The organism is Paenibacillus sp. sgz302115 (assembly GCF_056120445.1).
Genome location: NZ_JBVYOK010000038.1, coordinates 12,508 through 38,344, shown reverse-complemented (window position 1 = coordinate 38,344; position 25,837 = coordinate 12,508). Strand labels below are relative to the sequence as shown.

Sequence of the window (25,837 nt, the reverse complement as noted above, 5' to 3'; positions counted from 1 at the left end):
GGGCCGTGTCTCAGTCCCAGTGTGGCCGTTCACCCTCTCAGGTCGGCTACGCATCGTCGCCTTGGTGGGCCGTTACCCCACCAACTAGCTAATGCGCCGCAGGCCCATCCTCTAGTAGCAGATTGCTCCGCCTTTCATCCTTCCTTCAGGTGAAGAAAGGAATTATCTGGTATTAGCTACCGTTTCCGGTAGTTATCCCAGTCTACAGGGTAGATTGCCTACGTGTTACTCACCCGTCCGCCGCTAAGCTTACCCCGAAGGATAAGCTCCGCTCGACTTGCATGTATTAGGCACGCCGCCAGCGTTCGTCCTGAGCCAGGATCAAACTCTCCAATAAGGTTATTGAAAAGAGCGATTCGCTCATTTTGAAACTGACGATTCATTATATGAATCTTTTAAAAATTAACGCGTTCCATTTGTTCAGTTTTCAAAGAACTTGCTCCCGGCAATCAACATTATGTGTCTTGCGCAGGAATTAGATCATATCATGCTTTGTCGTTTCTTGTCAACTTATTTCTTCTTCGCTTTATCGTTCGGCGTCGATGCCTCATAAGCACAAGAGATAATATATCATGCGTGCTGGATCTTCGCAACCCTTTTTTATAAAAAAAATAAGTTAGCGCATAAATAGCACCAATCGAGCACAAATTGATTCCCATGATGCATCAGTTGTGGCTACAATAGGGTTTATCAGAATTACCCAGGAATTCACATTAACGACCGTCACGGAAAGGAGCTCAAATGAATAACAATTCCACCCCAGCCTCTCTATCAGGAAGAATTGAGGAACAGGAGCAGCGCCATGTGCAGCAGGCTACCATTTACCGAATCTTATTGGCTGTAAGCTTTGTTCATCTATTTAATGATTCCATTCAAGCGCTTATTCCGGCAATGTTCCCTATTCTAAAAGATAATATGCTGCTCTCTTATGCGCAGGTAGGCTGGATTGCTTTTGCTCTCAATATAACCTCTTCAGTGATTCAGCCTGTGATCGGCTACGCTGCTGACCGTAAACCGCGACCCATTCTTTTACCGATTGGGATGTGCTGTACCTTGGCCGGCGTATTCCTGCTCGCTTTTGCCGGAAATTATGTGCTGGTGCTTTTCTCAGTTATGCTTGTAGGGTTTGGGTCGGCGGCATTTCACCCGGAAGGTATGCGCGTGGCTCATATGGCTGCCGGTCAGCGCAAAGGGTTGTCACAATCGATCTTTCAGGTTGGCGGCAATGCCGGACAGTCCTTGGGGCCGCTGCTGATGAAATGGGTGTTCATTCCTTTCGGGCAGATGGGCGCGCTCGGTTTCACGATCATTGCCGCTGCAGGGGTTGCTGTTCAAGCTTATGTCGCTAGCTGGTATAGACAAATGCTGAATGCAGGATACACCTTCCGCAAAAATTCGGCGGCCCGCGCGATTGATCCAGTACGGAGAAAAAATATTTTGACCGCTACGATAATTCTGGTGTTCCTAGTGTTCGTACGCTCTTGGTACGGCGCCTCGATTGGCGGGTACTATTCCTTCTACTTAATGAAGAATTATGGAATGACACTGGATAATGCTCAAATCTACATTTTTATGTATTTGGCGGCTGGAGCCGTTGGTACCTTTTTCGGGGGACCACTTGCTGACCGCTTCGGACGGCGTAATCTCATTTTAATCTCTATGGTGGGAACTGTGCCTTTTGCGTTGGCGCTGCCTTATGTAAATCAGACTTGGGCGGTTGTTCTGCTGGTGATCTCGGGATTCGTGCTGCTGTCCAGCTTCTCGGTCACTGTTATTTATGCGCAAATGCTGTATCCGGGGAATATCGGAACGGTCTCGGGGCTGATTACAGGACTTGCCTTTGGACTAGGCGGTATCGGCTCTGTGGTGATTGGCGAGCTTATTGACCGGATCGGCATTACGACGGTATTTGTTGCATGCGGTTTTCTGCCTCTGTTGGGCTTGCTCGCTCTGCTGCTCCCCGGTGATAAAAAGCTGGAGGAATGGGCGGCTGAATAAACTCTGGCAACCCGGGAATCACTCAACAGCCAGTTTTTGCGGTACAATTAGTTAAAAGTTGAATGATTCTTCATAGCTCAAGGGTTAGAGGAGGGACAGCGTTGAAAAAAGCATTGACGGCTCTGCGTAAAGGGTATGGAAAAAAGCTTGTCTCTATTCACATGTGGAATGCGTGGTTGGTGTTGTTCCTTGCGGTTAGCGGATTATTGCTGGTTGGAGGCTTCTGGCGGGAGCTGCTCGGCGAGGGAAGAGTATGGCTGAAATGGGCGCATATCGCTTTTGGGCTAATGCTGCTCGTTCCGGTAATCTATTACTTGCTTCTGGCCGCCAAGCATTGGAAAAGGCTGAAAGGGAAGAATTCACAGAAGGCCAATGTAATTTTCGTGCTAGCCTTGCTGATCGGTTGGATTATATCCGGCGTTGTACTCTGGCAGTTCAGGCTTGCCGGGCCGCGAGCGGCTAATGCAGCACTTTTTGTGCATGATCTTCTAACCTGGATTGGGCTTCCGGTCATCATCTATCACTCCATTACCCGGGTCAAATGGCTGAAAGAACCCAAGAAGCGCTCTGTCGTACCGGAGACGGCGTCCGATGGAGAATATAAGGATACAGGAGTCCCGCAAAAAACAGTATCTTCAAACCAGCCTCAGCCGCTGTATACACGCCGTGGATTTATTAAAGCAACGGTCGGCGCGGGTCTGGCGATAACGCTCGGTCCAACCTTTGTGCGCTGGATCGGAAAATCATTGCAGCTCCCCGGAGCCGCTGAGTATGCAGCGAGCAATGCCAATACCCTCGTTCCCGATCCTGTGCCGCTTGCGGATTCAGCGCCCCCGATTGGCGGTGGCGCAGAAGGCAGCTTCCGCGTCTATACCGTAACGGATATCCCCGCGTTCGATAATTCCAATTGGTCCTTCACCATTGATGGTCTGGTCGATAGAAAGTTCACCTGGACCTGGGAAGAATTCGTCAAGCTGCAGCGCGAGGTGCAGGTCAGTGATTTTCACTGCGTCACCGGCTGGTCTGTATATAAAAACACCTGGGAGGGCCTCCCCCTCTCCAAGCTGCTCGAAATGGCCGGTGTACAGGATCAGGCAAAGACGGTCAAGCTGTATTCCGGAGATGGTGTTTACACCGATTCGTTGACACTTGCGCAAGCCAAAATGAAGGATGTGATGGTCGCCGTTCTGCATGACGGCAAGCCTATTCCGAACCAGCTTGGCGGACCCGTGCGTCTCATTACTCCGCAAATGTATGCTTATAAATCGGTCAAATGGCTAAACCGGATTGAACTGATTGAAGGCGACCATATCGGCTATTGGGAAGAGCGCGGGTATGACAAGAATGCCTGGCTGCCGAATGCCCAGCGCATGTGATTGACTGAAGCTGCTTTAATCCTCGAAAAAAAGCCCGTCCTCCTGATTTAACAGGGGACGGGCTTTGTAGTGCGTATGTCAGGTGAAAGTCTGAATCAGGGTCTTTCACCACAGTATGTCTAGCTCTCCAACAGACGAATCAGTTCGTCTTCATCCTCAATCACCTGGATGCCAAGCTGTTGCGCTTTGGCCAGCTTGCTGCCGGCCTTCTCACCAGCGATTACCAGGTCAGTTTTTTTGGAGACACTGCCGGAGACTTTGGCGCCCAGCGCCTCCAGGCGTTCCGCCGCTTCCTCGCGGGTGAGCTTCTGCAGTGAGCCGGTCAGCACTACTGTTTTGCCGCTGAAGAAGGAATTGGTATTGATCTGACGCGGAGCTTCCGGCGCCTTCGCCTGCACACCCAATGCAAGCAAACGGTTAATGCTGTTAACCACATAAGGATCTGCAAAGAAGCTTACAATGCTCTCAGCTACAATGCCCCCGATGTCCGGCAGACCCGACAAATCCTCGGCGCTTGCGTTCATCACGGCTTCCAGGCTGCGGTAGTGATCCGCCAGCATTTTGGTGGTTGCTTTACCGGTGTTCGGAATACCAAGGGCAAACAGGAAGGAAGCGAGATCCCGCCCTTTGCTCTCTTCGAGCGCCTTAAGCAAATTTTCCGCCTTCTTCTCTCCGAAACGCTCCAACTGGACAAGCTGCTCAGAGGTTAGCTCATATAAATCTGCCGGTTCACGCACATTCAGCTCTTCATGCAGTTGTCCGGCTGTTTTGTCGCTAAAGGTCTCAATATCCATTGCATCACGGGAAGCGAAGTGCGTAATCCGCCCGATAATCTGCGGCTTGCAGTTCAGCTTATTGTTGCAGAAGAGGTGCGCTCCCCGCATTTCCAATGGGGAACCGCAGGCTGGACAATTGTCCGGGAAAACAATCTCCCCGCCGTCGCTCTCTTCGGTCACTTTGCCAAGAATTTCCGGAATGACGTCATTGGAACGGCGGATGAACACCCGTGTACCCAGGGCATGCTTGAGATTCTTGCGTTCAATATCTCCCACGTTGTTCAGCGTACAGTTCTGGACGGTAACTCCGGCCAGTTCTACTGCCTCTACACGGGCCAGAGGAGTAACTTTGCCTGTACGGCCTACATTCCAACTGACAGATTCCAGAATGGTTGTTGTCTCTTCTGCCTCGAATTTATAAGCTACTGCCCAGCGCGGAAACTTATCTGTATAACCCAGCACTTCGCGGATACGGAAGTCAGTCACCTTGATAACCGCACCGTCAATCAGATAGTCGAGGCCGGAGCGGCTCTCTTCAATCTCTGCCAGTTGCTCGGTAACATCGTCGAACTTATCGAAGTAGGTAAGATACGGATTGACCTTAAAGCGGTTGTTCCGCAGAAAATCCATCATCTCCTGATGGTCGGCGAACTGCACTCCTTCCGCATAGCCAACATTATAAAAGAAAGCATTCAGCCGCCGTTCAGCCGTCGTCTTGGGATTCAGGTTGCGCAGTGCTCCCGCCGCCGCGTTGCGGGCATTCTTCAGCGGTTCTGCAGCTTTAGTGTTATAGTCCGCCAGCACAGACAAGTTCATGATTCCTTCACCCTGTACTTCAATAAGCCCTTCCGTAAATGGAATAGTTAAAGGAACGGATTTTATCGTCTTCACTTGCGCCAGGATACCTTCGCCTGTCACACCATTGCCCCGTGTCGCTGCCTGTACCAGCGCTCCGTCGCGATAGGTCAGGTTCAGGGTCAGCCCGTCAAACTTCAGTTCTACCGCGTAGCAGGGCTCCGGCAGAGGATTGTCAGGATTCTTGGTATTGTAGTCATTGACCAGCTTCAGCACCCGCGCATTCCAACTGCGCAATTGTTCAATATTCTGCGCTTTGTCCAGACTCCACAGCGGGGCAAGATGCCGGTGCGGCGTGAAGCCTTTGAGCAGGTCTCCTCCTACACGCTGGGTGGGAGAATGGGGCAAAACAATCCCGCTCTCCGCCTCCAGAGCCACAAGCTTATCGTAGAGCACGTCATATTCTTTGTCGCTGATCTGCGGTGCATCCAGCGTATAGTAGTGATAATTATATTGGTTCAGTTCGGCAACGAGCTCTTCCATTGTGTGCATAACATCCATTCGGGCTTATCCCTCCGTCAAATAGGTTTCCTACGGTTAGCGTGGTCCAAAAACTCAAGCGTTAATCGCAGCCGAATTATTCGACCTTGGTTATCGGCGCAAAGCCTGCCAGCAGCCGCTTCACGCCAACCGGCGCCGGAAAAGCGATCTGCAGCTCCGTATCGTTGCCGCTGCCCTTCACGGACACAATGGTGCCGATGCCCCATTTGCCGTGAGAGACCTTGTCGCCCGCCTTGAAGTCGCCGGGCGACGAAGCCCCCGGAGCGCTCCGCGCGCCTCCGGTAGTGACGCTCACGCGGCCCGTACCGGCTGCCGCGGACGCCGTACTGCCGCCGAAGCCGGCGCTTCCGCCGCCTGCCGGCGCATTCCCGGCAGCGCCGCTGCGGCTGCCGAAGTTCCCCCGGCCGCCTCCGCCAAAGCCGCGGCCGCCATAGGCACCGCCTGCCTCCGCGCCGCGCCGGAAGCGGTCCGAAGCCCCTCCGGTATCTTCCTTCAGCTCCTCCGGAATCTCCTCCAGGAAGCGCGACGGCGGATTTGCCGTCGTGCGCCCGAACAGCGTGCGCATCCGTGCACAACTGAGATACAGTTGCTTCTCCGCACGGGTAATGCCAACATACGCCAGCCGCCGCTCTTCTTCCAGCTCATCATTGTCCTGGAAGGCGCGGCTGTGCGGGAATACGCCCTCTTCCATCCCGATAATAAAGACTGTCGGGAACTCCAGCCCCTTGGCGCTGTGCATTGTCATCAGCACTACGGCGTCGCTGCGCTCTTCTTCATCATCATTCATACTGTCGATGTCTGCAATCAGCGCCAGGTCGGTGAGGAAGGAAACCAGCGACTTATCCTCATTGTTCTTCTCGAATTCCATTGTTACAGACAGGAATTCGTCGATATTTTCCAGACGGGCGCGCGATTCCAGTGTGTTCTCATTCTGCAGCTCTAGACGGTACTGGGACAGCTCCAGAATCTTCTCTGTCAGCTCCGTCACCGACAAAAATTCGACCATCCGGTGGAGCGCCTCAATCATATCGTAGAACTCCACCAGCGTGTTGCGTGTCCGTCCGGCAAACCCCAGATCATCCACCGTCTGCAGCGCCCGGAAAATCGAAACTCCCTGCGCAGTTGCAGCATCTGCCAGCTTCCCAACCGTCGTATCCCCTATCCCACGCTTTGGAACGTTGATAATCCGCGTTAAGCTGATATCATCATCGGGATTGGACAACAGGCGCAGATAAGCCAGCAGATCCTTGATTTCTTTACGGTCATAGAACTTGATCCCCCCAACGATCTGGTAGGGAATATCCGACTTAATCAGAATTTCTTCTATTACACGCGACTGGGCATTGGTACGGTACAGAATGGCATGATTCTGATAGGACTGTCCCTGCTTGACATTTTTGCTGATCTCTCCGGTAACAAAGTAACCCTCATCATGCTCAGAGTCGCCACGGAACACCTTGATCTTCTCGCCCTCCGCCGAATCCGTCCACAGTTTCTTCGGCTTCCGTCCCGTATTCAGCGCGATCACGCCGTTGGCCGCATTCAGAATATTGGAGGTGGAACGGTAGTTCTGCTCCAGCAGAATCGTCTTGGCTTCCGGGTAATCCTCTTCAAAATTCAGAATGTTCGTAATGTCCGCTCCGCGCCAGCGGTAGATCGACTGGTCGCTGTCGCCGACCACGCAAATGCGGTGATGGCTGTCCGCCAGCATTCGGCAGAGCATATACTGTGCTCTGTTGGTGTCCTGATACTCGTCCACATGAATGTACTTAAATTTCTTCTGATAGAAATCCAGCACCTCCGGCACTTCCTTGAACAATTCAATCGTCTTCATAATCAAATCGTCAAAGTCCAGCGAGTTGTTGCTCTTGAGGCGCTTCTGGTACATCGTATATACCTTGGCTACGAGACCTTCCATATAATCGCCGATCTTCTGCTCATATTGCGCAGGTGTAACCAGTTCATTCTTGGCGGCGCTGATCATGGCCTGTACAGCCTTAGGCTCAAACTTTTTCGTATCAATATTCAAATCCTTCATGCAATTACGGATAACGGACAACTGGTCCGTGGAATCCAGAATCGAAAAGTTAGAGGTGAAGCCGATCCGCTCGATATCCTTGCGCAGAATCCGCACACTCATCGAGTGGAAGGTGGATACCCAAATATCCCGGCCCTCCGGCCCAACCAGCCTGGAGACACGTTCCTGCATTTCCCGGGCGGCCTTATTGGTAAAGGTAATCGCCAGAATCGCCCAAGGCGGCGCCTTGCGGTTCGCAATCAGCCAGGCAATGCGGTGGGTAAGCACGCGCGTCTTGCCGCTGCCCGCTCCCGCCATAATCAATAAAGGGCCTTCAGTAGTTTCCACAGCCTGTCGCTGGGGCGGATTAAGCCGGCTTACGGCATCCTGTATATTAACAAGTTGCATGTGTGACATGCTCCTTTCCAATTATAAGCTTGTGTATCATAAAAGTAGTTCTGCTGATAACCACTACTCCAAATCAATCTGCGGCGTGTTCTTTACAGCCTGTACCGTGAGCAGTGCCGCCTGTACGTCCCGGTAAATAATATTGCCGACCACCACTGTATCACACAGAGCAGCGGCCTGCCCGGCTTCTGCTTCACCGGTTATTCCCCCGCCATAAAAAAGCTGACTGTGCTCCATCATCTCCCGTACCGTCCTCACCGTCTCCATATCGCCAAAAGTTCCGCTATACTCCAGGTATACAATCGGCAGGCTCATCAGCTTGTCCGCAATCTGAGCATAAGCCGCAGCGGCCTCTGCGCTAAGCGAGCTGTCCGCCCCTGTAAGACGGGCTACAGAGGAATCACCGTTCAGCACAATATATCCCTCTGTGAGCAGCAGCTCCCACGGGATAAGGCTTCCATAGCGTTCTATCGCCCGGCGGTGATGACCGTGAAGCCACGCGGTATCAGGCGTATTCAGCACCATAGGAATCATATATAGATCAAATCCAGGCACAGCCGCCTCAAGATCCGAGACCTCCAGCGCACAAGGCAGCTCATACCGGCGTACTCTGGACAATAGAGCGGCCGTATTCTGATAAGTCACGCCTGTGGAGCCGCCAACCAGTATCGCATCGGTTCCCGATGTGCAGATAGCTTCCAGCTCTGTCTCTCCAAGCTCACGGTCCGGGTCCAGCTTAAATACATGCCGCCACGACTTGATCATTTGCCGCATTTCATTCATCCTCGTCCATCCTCAAAATTCATATAGCTATATAAGTTTAACTTTAGACTTTTATATTGGGGTCCGGCCGTAACTACGGGGGAATGTTTGGACTTCCGGCCGCTGTTATATTTGGATTTCCTGATTGAAACCGCTGGGCGCGGTAGAAATCCAAATATAAAGGCGGACGCATTCGCTCCTACAGTTCCAAACTTCCCCTCCGCACTTCTACCCTTGTTATATTTTTTCAGTTCAACTTATATAGACACTCCCGCTTCCGCAAAAGCTGTAACTCTAGTCTATGCCAGCACTAAGGGGGGTGTCAATTTAATGTGGAGAAAAATGCGAACATTTTTTCGCCTTTTTTTGTAACTAAACGAAGCCCCTGCGTACGGGATATAAAAAAGAAGAAACGGCTATGTCTTCCTCAAACTCAAGGATGGCAGCAGCCGTTTCTGCAGGAGATCTATAAGGGCAATTTGATATTAATATGCATTTTTGAATCCGTTGCGAATGGTCTTAAAAATAATCCGGATATCGAACAGCAGCGACCAATTCTCAATGTAGAAAATATCATGTTTGATCCGCTCTTCAATGGAGGTGTCTCCACGCAGGCCGTTGCTCTGTGCCCAACCGGTAATTCCCGGACGCACATGATGTTTTACCATGTATTTCGGAATCTCATCGCGGAACTGCTCCACATAAAAGGGACGCTCCGGCCGCGGGCCTACAACACTCATCTGGCCAAACAGCACATTGAAAAATTGCGGCAGCTCATCCAGGCTGGTCCTGCGGATAAACGTTCCGAACTTGGTGCGGCGGGGGTCCACTGGCGTACTCCAGCCCGTATCTTCCTCGCCTTCCTTCTGCATCTTCATCGAACGGAACTTATACATCATGAAATTGCGCCGGTTGAGGCCAACACGCTCCTGCTTGAAAATGATCGGGCCGGGAGAGGTCAGACGAACGCCCACAGCCACACACAACATCACAGGTGCCATCATAATAATGGCGAACAGCGAGAAAATAATATCGAAAACGCGCTTTGCCAGCTTATTGCCGGTCATATCGAGCGGAATGTCGCGCACATTGATCATCGGCATCCCGGCGAAGTTATCGAAATAAGGCCGGGCCGGCAGGTAGTCGAAGAAATCGGGAATAATCAGCGTCCGTACTCCGGCCTTTTCGCAGGCGGCAATAATTGCCGGATATTTGGAGTGGGCATCCAGCGGGAGAGCAAGAATAACCTCATCCACTGGCAGCATCTCCAGCATCCCGGGCAGCTCATCCACGGTGCCAAGAATCGGCTTATAGCGCTGCTCTTCAACTCCGTCCCACACATGGTAGTCGTCCAGAAATCCAATAGCTTCATACCCCAGCTCCGGGTACTGCTCCAGGTTGCTGTAGAATCTTTTGCCCAAAGTACCGGCACCCAGAATGAGCACGAATTGGCGGTTGAAGCCTTTTTCACGAAAAGACTTCAGCATTTTCTTCAGCACATAACGGTAGAGCATAATAGAAAGGATATTAAAGGCTATATAAATCGCCAGATATTGCCGTGAGACATCAATCTCCTTCAGGAAGTACATTAAGCCGAGCAGCATAAAGATGGACATGAGGTGGACCTGAAAGATTTTGAGGAATTCGTCGACAAAACGCTTCTTGCGCTTCGGCTGATACAGCGACAGCACAATCCCGATCAGCACAGCTATACCGCCGTAGATAAAGCTCCAATACGCATAAGACTCCACCGGCAGCGTCCGGTAAGACTCCAGCCAGCCGCTTTTGAACTTCAGCCACCAGGCCGCCAGAAAAGCTATCTGGATTACCAGAAAGTCGGCAACAATATAGAGCTGTGTCAAAAACCTCTGATTTCGGCGAATCATAATCTCACCTCAGCCTTCGATTCAGTTCGTGAGCCAGCTTCCCCGGATAACGTAAGACTCTGTGCCGGTGAAGGAACTCTACGTGGACTAATCAGTGCATTGCGTACCAGCGAGAGCACAAACTTTACGCCGACTCCGGCATATACCGCTCCATTAATCATACTATTGTATCGCTTGCTATAATGCTTACGGTGAAATAAAATCATCGCTCTATGAAACTCGTAGACGATCTTGAACGGTCTGCGCCGCGCGCTGCCGCCCTTCAGATGCACGATGGATGTCCGCGGGTAATAGTAAATCCCCCAGCCGGCCTCTTTGATCCGGAAGCACCAGTCGAGGTCCTCACCATACATAAAAAACTCTTCATCCAGCCCTCCGACCTGCTCAATCGTCTCCCGCCGCAGCAGCATAAACGCCCCAACCAGACAATCAACAGGATAGTCCTGATCCGGGTCCAGATACCCTAACTGATATCCATTAAATCTGGGACGGCTGGGAAACAATTTACTAAAGCCAAAAGCATAATAGAAGGAAGCGGACGGAGTAGGAAAACCTCTCTTGCAGGCCTTGTCTAGCGAACCATCCGGCAAAATCACCTTGCAGCCCGAAGCCCCGAGATCCGGCCGGCTGTCCATAAACGAAATCATCGTCTCCAGCGTATCCTTCCGCACCACCGTATCCGAATTGAGCAGCAGCACATATCGCCCTGAAGCAACTTCCATCCCCTGATTATTGGCACGGGCAAACCCAACATTTTCTGAATTAGCGATCAGCAGCACATCCGGAAATTCACTGCTGATTCTCTCTACCGAGTCATCCCGGGAGTTATTGTCTATTAGAATAATTTCATAGATAAAATTCGTTTCCGAATCATATACCGACCTTAGACAATCCATCGTCAGGCGGCATGTGTTGTAATTGAGAATTATTATGCTTACATCTACACTCACTGCACTACGCTCCTGACAAAAATAGTAATCTATCGACAACCATTATAACACAAAAACCTCCTTGAAAGGCATGGCCCGTTTCGGGAGGTTTTAGCGCTTAATTTCGTCTGCCTTTCATACTTTTAACTTTCGCCTGAATGTATTTACGTTTTCGCTGCAAATTCCGCCGCTGTGCAAAAAATGAGCCCCATGCTTTAATTAGCTTTGGTTCCTTTAAGAGCATATATCCGTGTGCCGCGACCTCGTAGGGCAGGGAATACAATATGGTCGGCAGCAGTGTGCGGGCAGGTTCATTTTTATAGATCATTTTGTAACGGTTGATATAAGAAATTCTTCGAATGAACATTGACTTGCCGCTCCGTCCCGAGGTTTTCCACCCCCGTTCATGGTAGCCAATTGCTTCTGCATCATAATAGGCCTGCCATCCCAGCAGATTTGCCCTCCAAGCCACATCCACATCTTCCTTGTAGGCAAAAAAGTCACTGTCAAAAAACTCACCGTCAACGCAGACATCCTCAATCATCCGCCGGGAGTACATCGCAGCTGCACCAGACACGCCAAACACAGTTCCAGATTCCAGCCATTGCGCTGCAGGCTCTCCCGCCCCACGGTCAAAGGCGCGCCGCGTCCTGTTCATCCACAGTCCCGTACTATCGACGAGTGAGTGATCCGCTTTTAACAAAAGCTTGCCCGTAGCACTGCCGACTCGGGGATCAGCTTCCATTTGCGCAATCAGGCGGGAGATATAATCAGGTTCCAGTGTCAGGTCCGGATTGAGTACCAGTACATAATCTGTCTGCGTCGCAGCTATCGCCTGGTTATGCGCAGGGGCGAAGCCGGTATTTACCTTATTTCCCAATAGAACCAGTGAAGGAGAGTGTGCAGAAAGTTTCTCCTGCCTTGCAGCTTCCTCCGTTTGGATTGTATGAAAGAACTCTCTTACCTTGTCCGCGCAGCCATCTGCCGAAGCATTATCTAAAACAACGATCCGCTCAATGGGATAATCCTGGGCAAGCACTGCTGTCAGGCATTCTTCTATATCATCTGCGCTGTTATAGGTAACAATATGTACACTGACCGTTTTGTTGATGATATTGTTATTCATAAGTATCCTCTATATCCTCGAATTCTGGTTAATAACATACTGTCTATTATACCGAAAACAAGAACAGGCGGCTACGCTGTCCCATAACGGGTTCCTATCCACTTTTGCAAAAAACTCCCGCCCCGCCAGTCGCGGTTCAGGAGTCTTCAAGTTATTTCAGCTCAAGCAAAAAGTCCTTCAGCCCTTCACGCCATGGCCGTATATCCTGGAACCCGTTAGTGCGGATTGCCAGATGCTCCATCACCGAATAACGCGGGCGCGGTGCCGGACGAGGAAACTGCTCGGTTGCACATGGCTCCAGCTTAGCTGTGAATTTTAGACCAAGAATCTCTTCAGCTTCCGCAAAGATCGCCTGCGTGAACTCGTACCAAGTACAAAATTCACTGTTGGAGGCATGGTACACACCATATTTCTCCGTCTGGACAAGCTTCAGCAGGAAGTTTGCCAAATCAACGGTGTAGGTCGGTGAACCCTTTTGGTCGTCTACTACCTGGAGCAGCGGCTTCTCCTGCCCCAGCTTCAGCATGGTTTTTACAAAGTTATTGCCATACTTGCCGTATACCCAGGAAGTACGCACAATGAAGAACTTAGAGGACAAAGACTGGACCAGAATCTCTCCAGCCCTCTTGGACTTGCCGTAAATACTCTGAGGATCAGTGTTATCATATTCATGATATGGCTGTGTGCCCAAGCCGTCAAAAACATAATCCGTACTGATATACACCAGCTTTGCCCCTGCCTTCTCAGCAGCAAGCGCCACATTCCGGCTTCCGGTGGCATTGATCAGATAAGCGGCATCTATGTCGGTCTCTGCGGCATCTACTGCTGTATGAGCGGCACAATGAATCACAGCATCCGGTGCGAACCCGCCAATAATATCTATACATTGATCCAGGTCGGTAATGTCCATCTCCTGACGGTCACAGCCCAACACCTCATGGCCATGCGCTTGCAGCAAAAGCACCAAATCCTGTCCCAACTGTCCGGCTGAACCTGTAACAAGCACCTTCATCTTCGGCATTACAGAGAATCCCCCAGACGGCTGCCGTATTGGATCGCGGCATACTGTTGGTATTCCCCGGATTGAATACGTGTCCACCATTCCCGGTTATTCAGATACCACTGGATCGTTTCCTTAATTCCCGTTTCAAACGTATGTTTAGGCTTCCAGCCCAGATCTCTTGTTATCTTGGTGGGATCAATGCCATATCGGCGGTCATGACCCGGACGATCCTGAACATACGTTATCAGTGAATCCGGCTTGCCCAGCTCCTGCAGCACCGTATTCACGATATGCACATTTGTGCGCTCATTATTGCCGCCAATGTTATATACCTCGCCATTCACACCTTCATGAATAACCAGATCAATCGCGCTGCAATGATCCTCAACATACAGCCAATCACGGATATTCATTCCATCGCCATATACCGGCAGCGCCTGATCCGCCAGCGCACGCGAAATCATCAGCGGAATCAGCTTCTCAGGGAACTGATACGGACCATAGTTATTGGAGCAGCGGGTTATATTTACCGGCAAGCCAAAAGTCTCATGATAAGCACGTACCAGCAAATCCCCGCCCGCCTTGCTGGCGGAATAAGGACTGTTCGGAGTCAGTGGAGTTTCTTCGGTAAACAGCCCGGTAGCTCCGAGCGTTCCGTACACCTCATCTGTGGATACCTGAACGAACTTGTTCACACTATATTTTTTCGCCGCATCCAAAAGCACCTGCGTACCCAGCACATTCGTCTTCACAAACACATCCGGCTCCAAAATACTCCGGTCCACATGCGATTCCGCCGCAAAGTTGACAACCACATCAACCCCCTGGCTGATCAGCGCATCCATCGCCTGCACATCTGTAATGTCGGCCTTGGCAAACGTATAGTTAGGGTGATTCTCGATTGACTTCAAATTCTCCAGATTTCCAGCATACGTCAACGCATCCACGTTGAAGATCTTATACTCCGGGTGCTGCTGCAGCATATACATTACAAAATTGCTGCCGATAAATCCGGCCCCGCCGGTAACGAGCAGTTTCATAGCCCACCATCCCGTTTGGTAAAATCACAGCAAATCAAGAATATTTCTTTATAAGATATTCTGCTGGACCGTTTTGGTGAATCTATTAAGGCGGAGAGAAATGTACACAACAAAAAGACGGTAATTCGAATAAATCGAACGACCGTCAACCTTTCACTTAAGTTTCACAGTGAATTCTTTAGGAGCGTATTGATATGTCTTATCATGCGAGATAATGACTAAACTAACCTTACTGTTTTTTGCAAGATCAGCAGTATTTACGTAAAAGGTAAATCCTGTTTTGATGAGGTCAGCATTGTTAAAAAAACCAGATACACTAGTCCGTTCTAATCCGTATAAACCTGAGTAGTATTGATCCCCAACCTTTAAATAGATTTGACTGGCTGTTTTTTTCACTTGGTCATCGATGGCCCAGCCCGATATGCTTGTTACTTTTTTTGAAGGATCTATTAACAATTCATTCTGTTGCTCCTGAACCGTTTCATTGTTGACATAGTCAACCCACATCACTGGTTTTTCAACTATAGGCAAAGATTGATAATTGTGATATTCGGTATAGTTCTCGGATGTATTGATCAAACTGTTCATTGCATGATCAAACATTCGTTCTGCATTTTCGTAAATGACCAAATCAGGCTTTAAGGATTCTGTTAACATCTTTACTTTATCTATATTGTCTGCATGAACAAAGGTAAGCTCGGAGAAGCTTTCTGCTAAATCAGGCAGCAAAAATCCATACATATAACTATCTCCAAGCAAAAGTAGTTTTGGTCCCTTCGAATTAACATTCTTATACGAATACACTAGGTTTGGATAAGTTAAATTTATATTATCCAACTCTCCAGTAAGTTGGACCGCTGTAAAACTCTTCTTCGGATTAAATGCATAATCATCTTCTTTAAAAGGTATCGTTCCATAAATTTTCATCTCTCTAGGATAAGTTGTCACATTAAAATCTTCCCAACTCAAAGAATGAATATTTGGATAATACTTTTTCACATTATTCATTAGCTCTAAATACCCTAAAAAAGCTCCGTAGTTATTCCAATGACCATTATCATATCTAGGTGAGTACAATGTCGCTTTTGACTTATTTTGTAAAAGAGTTTCTTTCGGTGTAAAGAAGTCTAAATCTGTATGTTTGCCCAAGTATTCTTGCAGAATATCAGTTCTTGAAACATTACCTACCTTTTTAATCGTATCCGGGTAATTCTCAGGATAGATAGTCTTCTTATCTAAATTCATCATCATCATAAACGGTATGTCTTTAGACTTTAAAAAGGAATTTACTTGCTCCAGCGAATTACTCCAAAGCTTAAGGTCAGTTTCAGACGGTAAGTTTAAATGTTGGTAGTCTTTAATGATCTCAGGTGTAACATAATATAACCATTCATTTTTGCCTATCATCGTATCAGTTTTAGTCAACTTACCGAATAAACGGTATTGAAGACTGGTATTAGCCATTACAAGTTTATCCCTTAATCCAAAGTTGTCACTAAACCAGCTTTCGAAATCTGCTGCAAAATGATTATTCAGAGAACCGTCTGAACTCTTAAAAGATGGAAATGCTGCCAACATCCTATTCTCCGCCACTGACACTTTCCCCGAACTCTTATTAACAAATATCAAGGGAATAGAAATAATACCTATGAACATTACTGTTGTTATAACGCTAAACGTTTTGGATGCCTTCATAGAATAGTCCTTTCAAAACCGGAAGTATATAAACGGATTGTAGGTCGATGTTGCCATGAACATCACACAAATAACCAACAGCACCGCGATGTAGACATTTTGCAGTAATAAACTGAAAGTGCTATATTCTTCATACCCTCCGATATTGTCCTTAATATACTTAGAAATTGGTAATGAGGAAATGCAAGCTAATATAAGCACAGTAATAACCATAGGGCTTAAATAATAGCCTACACTAAAGCCCATATCATAAGGTTTTAATAGACCAAACATTACTTTTAAATAATTCAACGCATACTCTAAATCAGGAGCCCTAAAAAGAACCCATCCAACTATGACTACTAGAGCTGTATATCCCCACCGAACTGCCGATGGTATTTTGAATTTGAAATTAATTTTCCTTCCCATACGTTCTAATATAGTAAATAGACCATGCCACAATCCCCATACTACAAAGTTCCAAGCGGCACCATGCCAAAGTCCTGTAACTATAAAAACAATAAGCAAATTCACATAAACATTGCCTTTCCTGTTCCCACCCAAAGGAATGTAGATGTAGTCTCTAAACCATGAAGAAAGCGAGATATGCCATCTCCGCCAAAATTCAGTTATGCTTTTTGAGATGTATGGGAAGTCAAAGTTCTCACGGAATTTAAAGCCAAACATTCTCGCAAGACCAATAGCCATATCAGAATAGCCAGAGAAATCGAAGTATATTTGCAACGTATAGCAGATAGCTCCTATCCATGCGGTAGTTAAGGAGTTTTGATGAGCAGGTAGTGTAAAAATATTATCAGCTATCTGTCCTAAAGTATTAGCTATAATCACTTTCTTTCCCAAACCCATAACAAAACGCCTTACACCATAAGCAAAATCATCCACGGTAGTAGAGCGATTATCAATTTGATCATGAACATCAACATACCTAACAATCGGTCCAGCAATTAACTGCGGGAAAAAGGATTTAAATAATGCAAATTTTATAATGTTCCTTTGTACTTCAACCTTCTTAAAATAAACATCAATTACATAAGATAGTCCTTGAAATGTGAAAAAAGATATCCCAATAGGCAAAACAATATGCCTCAACGCAATGTCCATTCCCGTAACTGTATTAACACTAGAAATAAAAAAATCGAAGTATTTATAATAGAAAAGCAGTCCACAGTTGGCTACTACTCCTATAAGCATCATAACCCTACTACCCCAAAGACTGCTTCGATCCTGGAATAAATGAATAAGAAACCCAAAAATATAGTTGATTAGTATCGAAAGAATAATGACTAGAACAAACCGAGGCTCTCCCCATGCGTAGAAAAAGAGACTTGCACCCAACAAAAATATATTTCTATATTCAACCTTTAATAAATAATAAATCAGCAGTACTAACGGTAAAAAAAAGAATAAAAAAACGGAGGAACTAAATACCATTGCATACCTCTTCCCGGAGATCTTGTGAACTTTAGTAACCTTCTAAATTATCTCCCAATACATTGTTCTAGAGTTTTACTTGATATAATTCCTAAACTTTTTCAGTATATTTTTCAACCATACTGGCAAATGTTTTTTTAGAAGCATTTTAATTCTTACTTTAATGGAAGGTCTAATGCTGTGCTGCAAATTTGTAACCACTGCAAAATGAGTAGCTGGTCCGAATTTACTAAAATACTGCATGTTTATTTCCCGGAGCATGTAATACAGATTAGTAATTTCAATTCTAGCAAAATCATCATTAAGTAGCCATGCAGGATAATAACCCTCATGTTGAGCTACGAATGGATAAATGCGTTCAATAGCATGCAGAAGTGTTCCGTCTGATAAATTAGGTTCCTTAGGGAAATCTTCATACTTCCAATCATATTCAATTAAAGTTTTTAAAGCCTTCGGTCTAAACCAAAACATAGTACCTAACGGAGCAACCGGCTCTTTATTTTCAGCCATATTAACTTTCAATTTTAATTTTTCAGCTAGCTTTTTAGTGACTTCGAAATTTATGCTCCATTCCATTCCAATAGTAATATAAAATTCAGCATGATTTGGGGGGGGCGGGGATAGTAATCCTAAACGAGGGTTACTTTCAAAAGTAGTAATAATGTTATCTACAAACTCTCGACTCTTTAGAATATTCTCAAAACACTTATATGCAAAAGATTCTCCTTTTATATAGGGCTCTAGTTGTGCAGTTTTCTTATCATGTGCGAAACAGACATAATCATAATCCATCAAGAAATCTTTGCATCCTGCCAACAAAGCCCCTACATCCCGTCCTCTATTCTGAATAAGGATTACTTCAAAACGAGCACATTCTAATTTAGAGAATGCCTGCTGAATCATTTTTTGTTTCTCTTCAGTATCTGTTGTTACATAGATATCTGCTTCAGGAGGCATGGATAATGCATAATTCAAACAATAATCTATTAAATCAGTGAAATAAATATGGAATACCAAAGCAACTTTTGGACTTCTGTCAGAGGGTAGTCCTGGCAATCTAGTTGTTGAAGGAAGAACGTAATTGAAATTTAATGCCTGCTTTATATCTGCCTGATTACAGGTTCGCAAAATATTGTCCCAAATTAGGTTCGTATCATAATCCAAATTAGTCCTCAGGAAGTTATAGGCTTCAACCGAAGGTTCTCCACTAGTATGGGCCATAAAATCAGAGTAATGATGGAAAAAAGTTCTTCGCTTGATGATTGGACATTTCCTATTTTTAATTAACTCGAGGGGCATCATTAATATAGGATGCGGAACATGTTTCTCTAAATCATCTGTATTAACATATACATCCCAACGGAAGCCTTTGTCACCAAAATCTTTAGTAAATATAGCCTCGTGGAAACCGATAGCTTCTTCATAAGAATTCACCATAGGCATATTGTCCCAATAGCGCTTAAATTCATAGCTCTTCAACATGTCATTTCGAATGGCTATAAAATGAGATTGAATATGTTCTGGAATATAACCATATTTAATAGTACCAAAAGGATCTCCAACCGTGTATTCATGGTATTTCGTTATTCCCCAAAAGTCTAAATCCCTATTGTCCATTTCAAGAAACATTTCTTCAAACGGATAGAGTGGACCGAATATTGTAAAGTTAAACAATATAACTTCATCAAACAGGGATAATTTATCCCAGCCATAAAATTCCATACCTTCTTTATAAGCCCAGACGTCGAATCCTTTATTTTCTCTAACAAACACATCGTCAGCAACTGCCAGTAATTTGAGCCTATCTTCTGCTGTTAATTTACCATTACATACTACTAAGAGATTACTAGTACTCTTCTTCATCTGTTCCAATAGATAAATAATATACTCGTCGACAATACCTTCCTTATCATAAAAAAAGAAAATCCCTAAGCGCTTTATCTCATCTTTATGCGTTAATAACAACCCGATGTCCTCCGTTCTAACTCTTATGTAACCCCATTAGCGATGTTCTCACTTGTATGCCTGCTCATAATTTTGAATGATCTTATTTATTTTTCGGGAACTGCCCCAAACTGCAGGAGAATCATAAATCCGATCAGGATAAGCGCCATATTGAAGCTTAATATTATAGTTATTTTTCTTAATAAATCTCTCAACCTGATCCCCCAATGATACAGGTGTACCCGAGCAACAGTTTATAATTCCTGTTACTTCTGTTTGGATTGAGCTAAGAGCAATTTGCCTTGCAAGCTCATCTACAGCAATAAAATCGTACTTGTTTTGTCCAGTAGTAAATGGAAAATATTCTTTTCCATCCTGTACCGCTTGGATAATTTTAGAGAATATAGAATTACTCTTCAAATCATCTCCGTAAATATAAAAAGCACGGAGCCATTGAAAAACAACACCACTATCCTTTAAGAGGCTCTCAAGACTTTGGCGTAGGCTATTTTTGGCTATTCCATATAGAGAAGAAGGATTGGTGGGGGTATCTTCGTCAATTTCGCCTTCATGATACCCTACTTCATGCATTGTTCCCATAACAACCACATGCTTTAATCCACCCTCGGTCATATTCTTAATGAATTTATAATGTGAGAAAAGATACTGCATATGTGCGTCTGAATTATGAATAAAGCCATCTCTCCAAGCCAAATGTAAACAAATATCCGGTTCTCCCAGCGCTTTATATATGTCACTTTGATCGGAAAAAATGTTATACTCAATAGTATTTGCGCGGATATCGATATTACCAGTATTGGAATCTACAGCAGAAACATTAACCCCTAAATCTAATAGAGATTTTACTACATGGCGGCCAATATAACCCCCCGCTCCAGTAACCAGAACGGTTTTCCCTCTTAACATTACTTAACACTTCCTATCTAGTAATAATTAACTATCCTTGCAGGTAGGCGTCACATACCTCATTAATCTCTCCAACAATCATTTGTTCACCCTTTTTTATCCAAATCCCATTGTTACAAACCTTCTTGACCTGTTCAATAGAGTGTGAAACTAAAATTAATGTAGTACCGCCTGAAGTGATTTCATTCATTCTTCTTTCACATTTTTCCTGAAATGCTTGATCACCGACAGACAGGATTTCGTCGACAATTAATATCTCAGGCTTAACTAATGTTGCAATCGAAAATCCCAAACGTGCTACCATACCGGATGAAAAGTTCTTCAAAGGAACATCAACGAAGCTTTCAAGCTCGGCAAATTCTATAATCTCATCAAACTTATCTCGCATCTCTTTTCTGGAGTAGCCTAATACAGCACCATTAAGAAATATATTTTCAGCAGCTGTTAGTTCATAATCAAAACCTGCGCCTAGCTCTATTAGTGGCGCTATACTACCAACTACCTTTATACTTCCACCAGAAGGTTTAAATATGCCTGATATTAGTTTAAGCATTGTGCTTTTTCCGGACCCGTTGCCACCGACAATCGCAAATGAATCGCCCTTTTCCACCTTAAAAGAAATATTTTGAAGAGCATAAAAATCATCTTTGGGATTAGCATCTTTTTTTAAGAGTTTAATCATGTACTCTTTAAAGCTAGTTGTAATCTCTTTCTCTAAGTTAAATCGCATTGAAACTTCTGATACTTCTACAGCATATTCTGGCATAGTTCTAACACTTCCGTTCAACTAAATATGCAATACAAATTTATGTTGATTTTTGTAAAAGACAAAGAGACCTATAAATAAAGAAAGTAACGCGAATATGATACACATCATATTAGTTTGTACCGTGGGAAAACGATTATACAATACAACATCCCGGAAAGCTTCGACATAATAATACATAGGATTAGAGTATATAATTGATTTAACATAGTCGGGAACAACACTGACGGGATAAAAAATTGGAGTCAGGTATGTCCAAGCAGACAAGAGTACTGTATACAGATGCAGCATATCGCGGAAATAAACAGTCAATACAGAGAGTATAAGACCTATTCCTATCGCAAAAATTAAGATATACAGCAAGGGCAGCGGAAAAAGCAGGATATGCGGTGTTATCTTAACATGGGTTGCAATAATAACAATAATTATTGCAACTAAGGAGAATAGTAATGTTACAAATGAAGATAATATCCTTGAAATAGGAAAAATATATTTGGGAACATACACCTTTTTAATTAATGGTCCCGAGTAGAGGATAGAATGCATAGACATAGTTGTTGCTTCTGAAAAAAAATTAAAGATAATTTGTCCTGATAATAAATATATTGGGAAATTAGGAATATCAAACCTGAACATGCTTGAAAACACGGCTGACAGAACGATCATCATAAGCAATGGATTCAATAAACTCCACAGATAACCAAAAAAAGAGCGCCGATATTTAATTTTCAGGTCTCTGATTACAAATTCTCTCATCAGTCCTTTGTATTTCCAAAAATTATTAAAATATTTCATTTTATCCTGTCCCTGTATAGTTATTTGACTCAATTAACCGATCATCGACTTAACAAATTGGTTTTTTCCAAATATCTAACTAAAGCATCTTGCCAAACCGGTAGACGGTTGAAACCACCTTCATCTAGACTTGTCCTAGATAGCCTTGAGTTTTTCGGTCGAATAGCTTTTGTCAAATATTCTTCTGAAGTCACAAAGTTTGTATGTGTGTTTGAACCTGTCAGCTTGATAATCTCAACAGCAAACTCAGCCCAACTGCAATATCCCTCGTTAGTTGCATGATATATCCCGTATTTCTCAGACTGCATCATCTCAACAATAAGAATAGCAAGATCCTCGGTAAACGTAGGTGAACCCACCTGATCAAAAACAACATTTATCGTAGATTTCTCGCGGCTTAGGCGGTAAATTGTTTCCACAAAATTTTTCCCTCCAGTGCCGAATGCCCAAGAAGTTCTAACTATAAAGTATTTGTCAGTCCTCAGTTGAATTTCCTTTTCTCCCTCCAACTTAGTTTTCCCATAAACTGAAAGAGGATGAGTCTCGGAGTTTGTCTCATACGGTGTTGTGCCCTCTCCAGAAAAAACATAGTCAGTACTAATGTATACAAGCTTTGCGTTAATTTCGTTACAAATTGAAGCAATATTCGCAGTTACTGTTACATTTAGCATCCTGCATTTATCTGATTCAATTTCCGCTTTATCGACATCAGTAAAAGCAGCACAATGAATAACAATATCGGGACAATACTCCCGAATGTATTTGGTTGTCTTCTCCATCTCAGTCAAATCAAGCATCGATATATCGGTTCCTATATTTTCAATGCCGAGTTTTGATAGTAATTGGACGATATCATGCCCCAACTGCCCTTTTGCACCAGTAATTAACACCTTCATATTCATTCTCCTAAAAACTCGCGATCATTTCACTACAATTTTTCTGTATACATCTTTTCGTAATATTCCATATAGTCTCCACTGCGCACTTTATTAAGCCACTCTTGATTGTCCAAGTACCAACGTATAGTCATACGAATCCCTTCTTCAAACATAACCTGGGGTTCCCAACCTAATTCTTTTTTAATCTTGGCAGGGTCTATCGCATATCTTCTGTCATGCCCCAATCTGTCCTCTACATATTTAATAAGGGATTTCGGCTTGTTAAGCTCTTCTAGAACAATATTAACAATTTCAATATTGGCTTTCTCATTATGTCCACCAACATTATAAACTTCTCCAGGCTTACCATTATGAAGCACTAAATCAATCGCCCTGCAATGATCCTCAACAAATAACCAATCACGGATATTCATCCCATCGCCGTAAACAGGAATTTCTTTATCTTCAAGTGCATTTGAAATGATCAAGGGAATTAACTTTTCAGGAAAATGATATGGACCATAATTATTTGAACATCTTGTGATTGAAATATTCAATCCAAAAGTCTCATGGTATGCTCTGACAAACATATCTGCAGATGCCTTACTTGCAGAATATGGACTATTAGGCGCTAAAGGAGTTGTCTCTTCAAAATACCCCGTTTCCCCCAATGATCCATATACTTCATCTGTGGATACCTGAACATATTTTGTATCAGGTTTAGAAGACCAATGATTTTTGCAGGCATCCAACAACGTCTGTGTACCCAAAATGTTTGTTCTCAGAAACACTTGTGGATCAACAATGCTTCGGTCAACATGCGACTCTGCTGCAAAATTCACAACGGCAGTTGGATCATACTCCTCGAAGATCCTGTTAACCAACTCACTATCACAAATATCTCCCTTAATAAACACATGATTCTCATTTTTTTCTATGCTTTTAAGATTATCCAAATTTCCTGCATAAGTCAGTGCATCTAAATTGATAATTTTGTAATTTGGATATTTTGCAATCATGTGCAGCACAAAATTGCTCCCTATAAAACCTGCACCGCCTGTCACCAATATTGATTTAATGTTATTGTCAATAGACATTCATTTTTCTCCTCATTCGGTTGTTTTTTTATAAGATTTAATTCTCAACAATCACGTACGCTTACAACCCTAGCTCCACTAGTGTTTTTAGCTTCTTATCCTTCTCAGACAGTAAAACATCGCTAGTATTTATTTTCCAATCAATATTAAGTTCCGGATCATTCCAGATAACACCACTCTCATATTCAGGGTGATAATAATTTGTGCATTTATATACAAATTCAGCCTCTTCTGATAATACTACAAATCCATGAGCGAATCCCTCTGGAACATAAAATTGTTTTTTATTTTCTCCAGATAGTAAGACTCCTTGCCATTGTTTATATGTGGGAGAGTCCTTTCGTAAATCTACAGCAACATCAAACACTTCACCGGAAAGAACACGTACTAGCTTTCCTTGAGGATACTGAGTTTGGAAATGAAGACCTCGAAGTACCCCTTTTTTGGACTTGGATTGGTTATCTTGAACGAATACCATGTCCAAACCTGCATTCTTAAAATCGGTATAATTATATGTTTCCATAAAATAGCCGCGACTGTCCCCAAATACTTGCGGTTCAATAATCATAAGGCCATCAATATTAGTATTGTGAAATAGAAATTGTCCCATAGTGCCCTCCTAATAAAAAGTGTATATTATTCAGTTCTGATACCAAATCGGTAATTATATAAAATCTTCTGCGACCATTACCAAATACTTACCATAATCGGTTTTCAAAAGCGGCTTAGCCAATTCTAACAAATGCTCTTTTGTAATGTATTTCTTTTTGAAGGCAATCTCTTCTATACACGCCACGTACAACCCTTGTCGCTTCTGTATCGCCTCAACAAAATTGCTTGCTTCCAGCATAGCATCATGTGTTCCAGTATCCATCCACGCCATGCCTCTTCCTAAAAGTTTGACGTTCAGCATGCCTCTTCGTAAATATTCATTATTCACTTCTGTTATCTCAAGCTCTCCTCTTGCAGAGGGTTTAATACTTTTTGCAATTTCCACAACTTGATTATCATAAAAATAAAGGCCTGGCACTGCGTAGTTGGACTTAGGATTAGCAGGTTTCTCTTCTATGGAAATAACTTTTCCATTTTCATCTGATTCAATTACTCCATAAGCTTCTGGATTCTTAACAAAATAACCGAAGATGGTTCCACCCGTTTTTAATTCTGCAGCTTCTTTGAGGAATCTCCCGAAACTTTGACCGTAAAAGATATTATCCCCTAAGATTAGGGATACTGGTTCGCCACCGATAAAGTCCTCTCCTATGATAAATGCTTCTGCCAGGCCTCGTGGTTCTTCTTGAATTGCATATGAGATTTGCAGCCCGAGATGTGCGCCATCTCCAAACAATTCTTTAAAACCATTAATATCTCTTGGTGTAGAAATTATCAGTATTTCTTGTATTCCAGCAAGCATCAATACTGATAATGGATAATAAATCATTGGTTTATCGTAAACTGGAATGATTTGCTTCGATATAGCAATTGTCAAGGGATACAATCTTGTTCCTGAACCCCCGGCTAGAATAATTCCCTTCATAAAAAAACGAAACCCCTCTCAGTACTATAATTAATATGTATTACAATTCCATTCATTTGTGCTGACTCGACGTACCTGGTTATGCTAAAA

Annotated in this window: 20 protein-coding genes and 1 rRNA gene; 2 read left to right on the top strand and 19 right to left on the bottom strand. The window is 44.5% G+C overall.

Going from position 1 to position 25,837, the window contains the following annotated elements; genetic code table 11:
* A 16S ribosomal RNA gene (locus AC0LWN_RS31775) occupies positions 1-337 on the bottom strand; the annotation flags it as partial.
* Between the two features lie 404 nt (positions 338-741).
* Here AC0LWN_RS31775 and AC0LWN_RS31770 point away from each other — a divergent pair.
* Positions 742-1,998 (top strand): MFS transporter, encoded by a 1,257-nt coding sequence (locus tag AC0LWN_RS31770; protein ID WP_474672459.1) that lies wholly within the window; start codon positions 742-744, stop codon positions 1,996-1,998.
* A gap of 101 nt (positions 1,999-2,099) precedes the next feature.
* On the top strand, positions 2,100-3,374 hold the full coding sequence (locus AC0LWN_RS31765; protein ID WP_474672457.1) for a molybdopterin-dependent oxidoreductase: 1,275 nt from the start codon (positions 2,100-2,102) through the stop codon (positions 3,372-3,374).
* A gap of 119 nt (positions 3,375-3,493) precedes the next feature.
* On the opposite strand, the gene ligA is transcribed toward AC0LWN_RS31765, so the two are convergent.
* From ligA to rfbA, 18 genes are all read right to left on the bottom strand, one after another.
* Entirely contained in the window at positions 3,494-5,506 is a 2,013-nt protein-coding gene (gene ligA, locus AC0LWN_RS31760; protein ID WP_474672455.1) for an NAD-dependent DNA ligase LigA, read from the bottom strand.
* 76 nt (positions 5,507-5,582) lie between these two features.
* Positions 5,583-7,931, bottom strand: a complete 2,349-nt coding sequence (pcrA, locus tag AC0LWN_RS31755) for a DNA helicase PcrA (RefSeq protein WP_474672453.1) — start codon at positions 7,929-7,931, stop codon at positions 5,583-5,585.
* A 63-nt stretch (positions 7,932-7,994) separates the two neighbouring features.
* Positions 7,995-8,705 carry a heptaprenylglyceryl phosphate synthase gene (pcrB, locus tag AC0LWN_RS31750; protein WP_474672467.1) on the bottom strand — a complete coding sequence of 237 codons (711 nt, stop codon included), beginning with the start codon at positions 8,703-8,705 and terminating at the stop codon, positions 7,995-7,997.
* A 473-nt stretch (positions 8,706-9,178) separates the two neighbouring features.
* A complete protein-coding gene (locus AC0LWN_RS31745) occupies positions 9,179-10,579 on the bottom strand; it encodes an undecaprenyl-phosphate glucose phosphotransferase (RefSeq protein ID WP_474672451.1) in 1,401 nt (466 codons plus the stop codon).
* Positions 10,576-11,475, bottom strand: coding sequence for a glycosyltransferase family 2 protein (locus AC0LWN_RS31740; RefSeq protein ID WP_474672465.1), 900 nt, complete (start codon positions 11,473-11,475; stop codon positions 10,576-10,578). The genes AC0LWN_RS31745 and AC0LWN_RS31740 overlap by 4 nt, the downstream gene beginning before the upstream one ends.
* 151 nt (positions 11,476-11,626) lie before the next feature.
* Positions 11,627-12,634 (bottom strand): glycosyltransferase family 2 protein, encoded by a 1,008-nt coding sequence (locus AC0LWN_RS31735; protein ID WP_474672449.1) that lies wholly within the window; start codon positions 12,632-12,634, stop codon positions 11,627-11,629.
* A gap of 151 nt (positions 12,635-12,785) precedes the next feature.
* Positions 12,786-13,646 carry a dTDP-4-dehydrorhamnose reductase gene (rfbD, locus tag AC0LWN_RS31730; protein ID WP_474672463.1) on the bottom strand — a complete coding sequence of 287 codons (861 nt, stop codon included), beginning with the start codon at positions 13,644-13,646 and terminating at the stop codon, positions 12,786-12,788.
* Between the two features lie 8 nt (positions 13,647-13,654).
* Positions 13,655-14,677: a dTDP-glucose 4,6-dehydratase gene (rfbB, locus tag AC0LWN_RS31725; protein WP_474672447.1), complete on the bottom strand. Its 1,023-nt coding sequence runs from the start codon at positions 14,675-14,677 to the stop codon at positions 13,655-13,657.
* Positions 14,678-14,830: 153 nt separating this feature from the next.
* Positions 14,831-16,372 (bottom strand): alginate O-acetyltransferase AlgX-related protein, encoded by a 1,542-nt coding sequence (locus AC0LWN_RS31720; RefSeq protein ID WP_474672445.1) that lies wholly within the window; start codon positions 16,370-16,372, stop codon positions 14,831-14,833.
* Positions 16,373-16,384: 12 nt separating this feature from the next.
* Entirely contained in the window at positions 16,385-17,803 is a 1,419-nt protein-coding gene (locus AC0LWN_RS31715) for an MBOAT family O-acyltransferase (protein WP_474672443.1), read from the bottom strand.
* 75 nt (positions 17,804-17,878) lie between these two features.
* Positions 17,879-19,768, bottom strand: a complete 1,890-nt coding sequence (locus AC0LWN_RS31710) for a rhamnan synthesis F family protein (protein ID WP_474672441.1) — start codon at positions 19,766-19,768, stop codon at positions 17,879-17,881.
* A gap of 48 nt (positions 19,769-19,816) precedes the next feature.
* On the bottom strand, positions 19,817-20,674 hold the full coding sequence (locus AC0LWN_RS31705) for an NAD-dependent epimerase/dehydratase family protein (RefSeq protein ID WP_474672439.1): 858 nt from the start codon (positions 20,672-20,674) through the stop codon (positions 19,817-19,819).
* A gap of 31 nt (positions 20,675-20,705) precedes the next feature.
* A complete protein-coding gene (locus tag AC0LWN_RS31700) occupies positions 20,706-21,440 on the bottom strand; it encodes an ABC transporter ATP-binding protein (protein ID WP_474672437.1) in 735 nt (244 codons plus the stop codon).
* Between the two features lie 21 nt (positions 21,441-21,461).
* On the bottom strand, positions 21,462-22,196 hold the full coding sequence (locus AC0LWN_RS31695) for an ABC transporter permease (protein WP_474672461.1): 735 nt from the start codon (positions 22,194-22,196) through the stop codon (positions 21,462-21,464).
* Positions 22,197-22,276: 80 nt separating this feature from the next.
* Positions 22,277-23,131: a dTDP-4-dehydrorhamnose reductase gene (gene rfbD, locus AC0LWN_RS31690; protein WP_474672435.1), complete on the bottom strand. Its 855-nt coding sequence runs from the start codon at positions 23,129-23,131 to the stop codon at positions 22,277-22,279.
* A gap of 32 nt (positions 23,132-23,163) precedes the next feature.
* Positions 23,164-24,210, bottom strand: coding sequence for a dTDP-glucose 4,6-dehydratase (gene rfbB / locus AC0LWN_RS31685; protein WP_474672433.1), 1,047 nt, complete (start codon positions 24,208-24,210; stop codon positions 23,164-23,166).
* 61 nt (positions 24,211-24,271) lie between these two features.
* Positions 24,272-24,820: a dTDP-4-dehydrorhamnose 3,5-epimerase gene (gene rfbC, locus AC0LWN_RS31680; protein ID WP_474672431.1), complete on the bottom strand. Its 549-nt coding sequence runs from the start codon at positions 24,818-24,820 to the stop codon at positions 24,272-24,274.
* A 54-nt stretch (positions 24,821-24,874) separates the two neighbouring features.
* Positions 24,875-25,747 (bottom strand): glucose-1-phosphate thymidylyltransferase RfbA, encoded by an 873-nt coding sequence (gene rfbA / locus AC0LWN_RS31675; RefSeq protein WP_474672430.1) that lies wholly within the window; start codon positions 25,745-25,747, stop codon positions 24,875-24,877.
* Between the last annotated feature and the right edge of the window lie 90 nt (positions 25,748-25,837).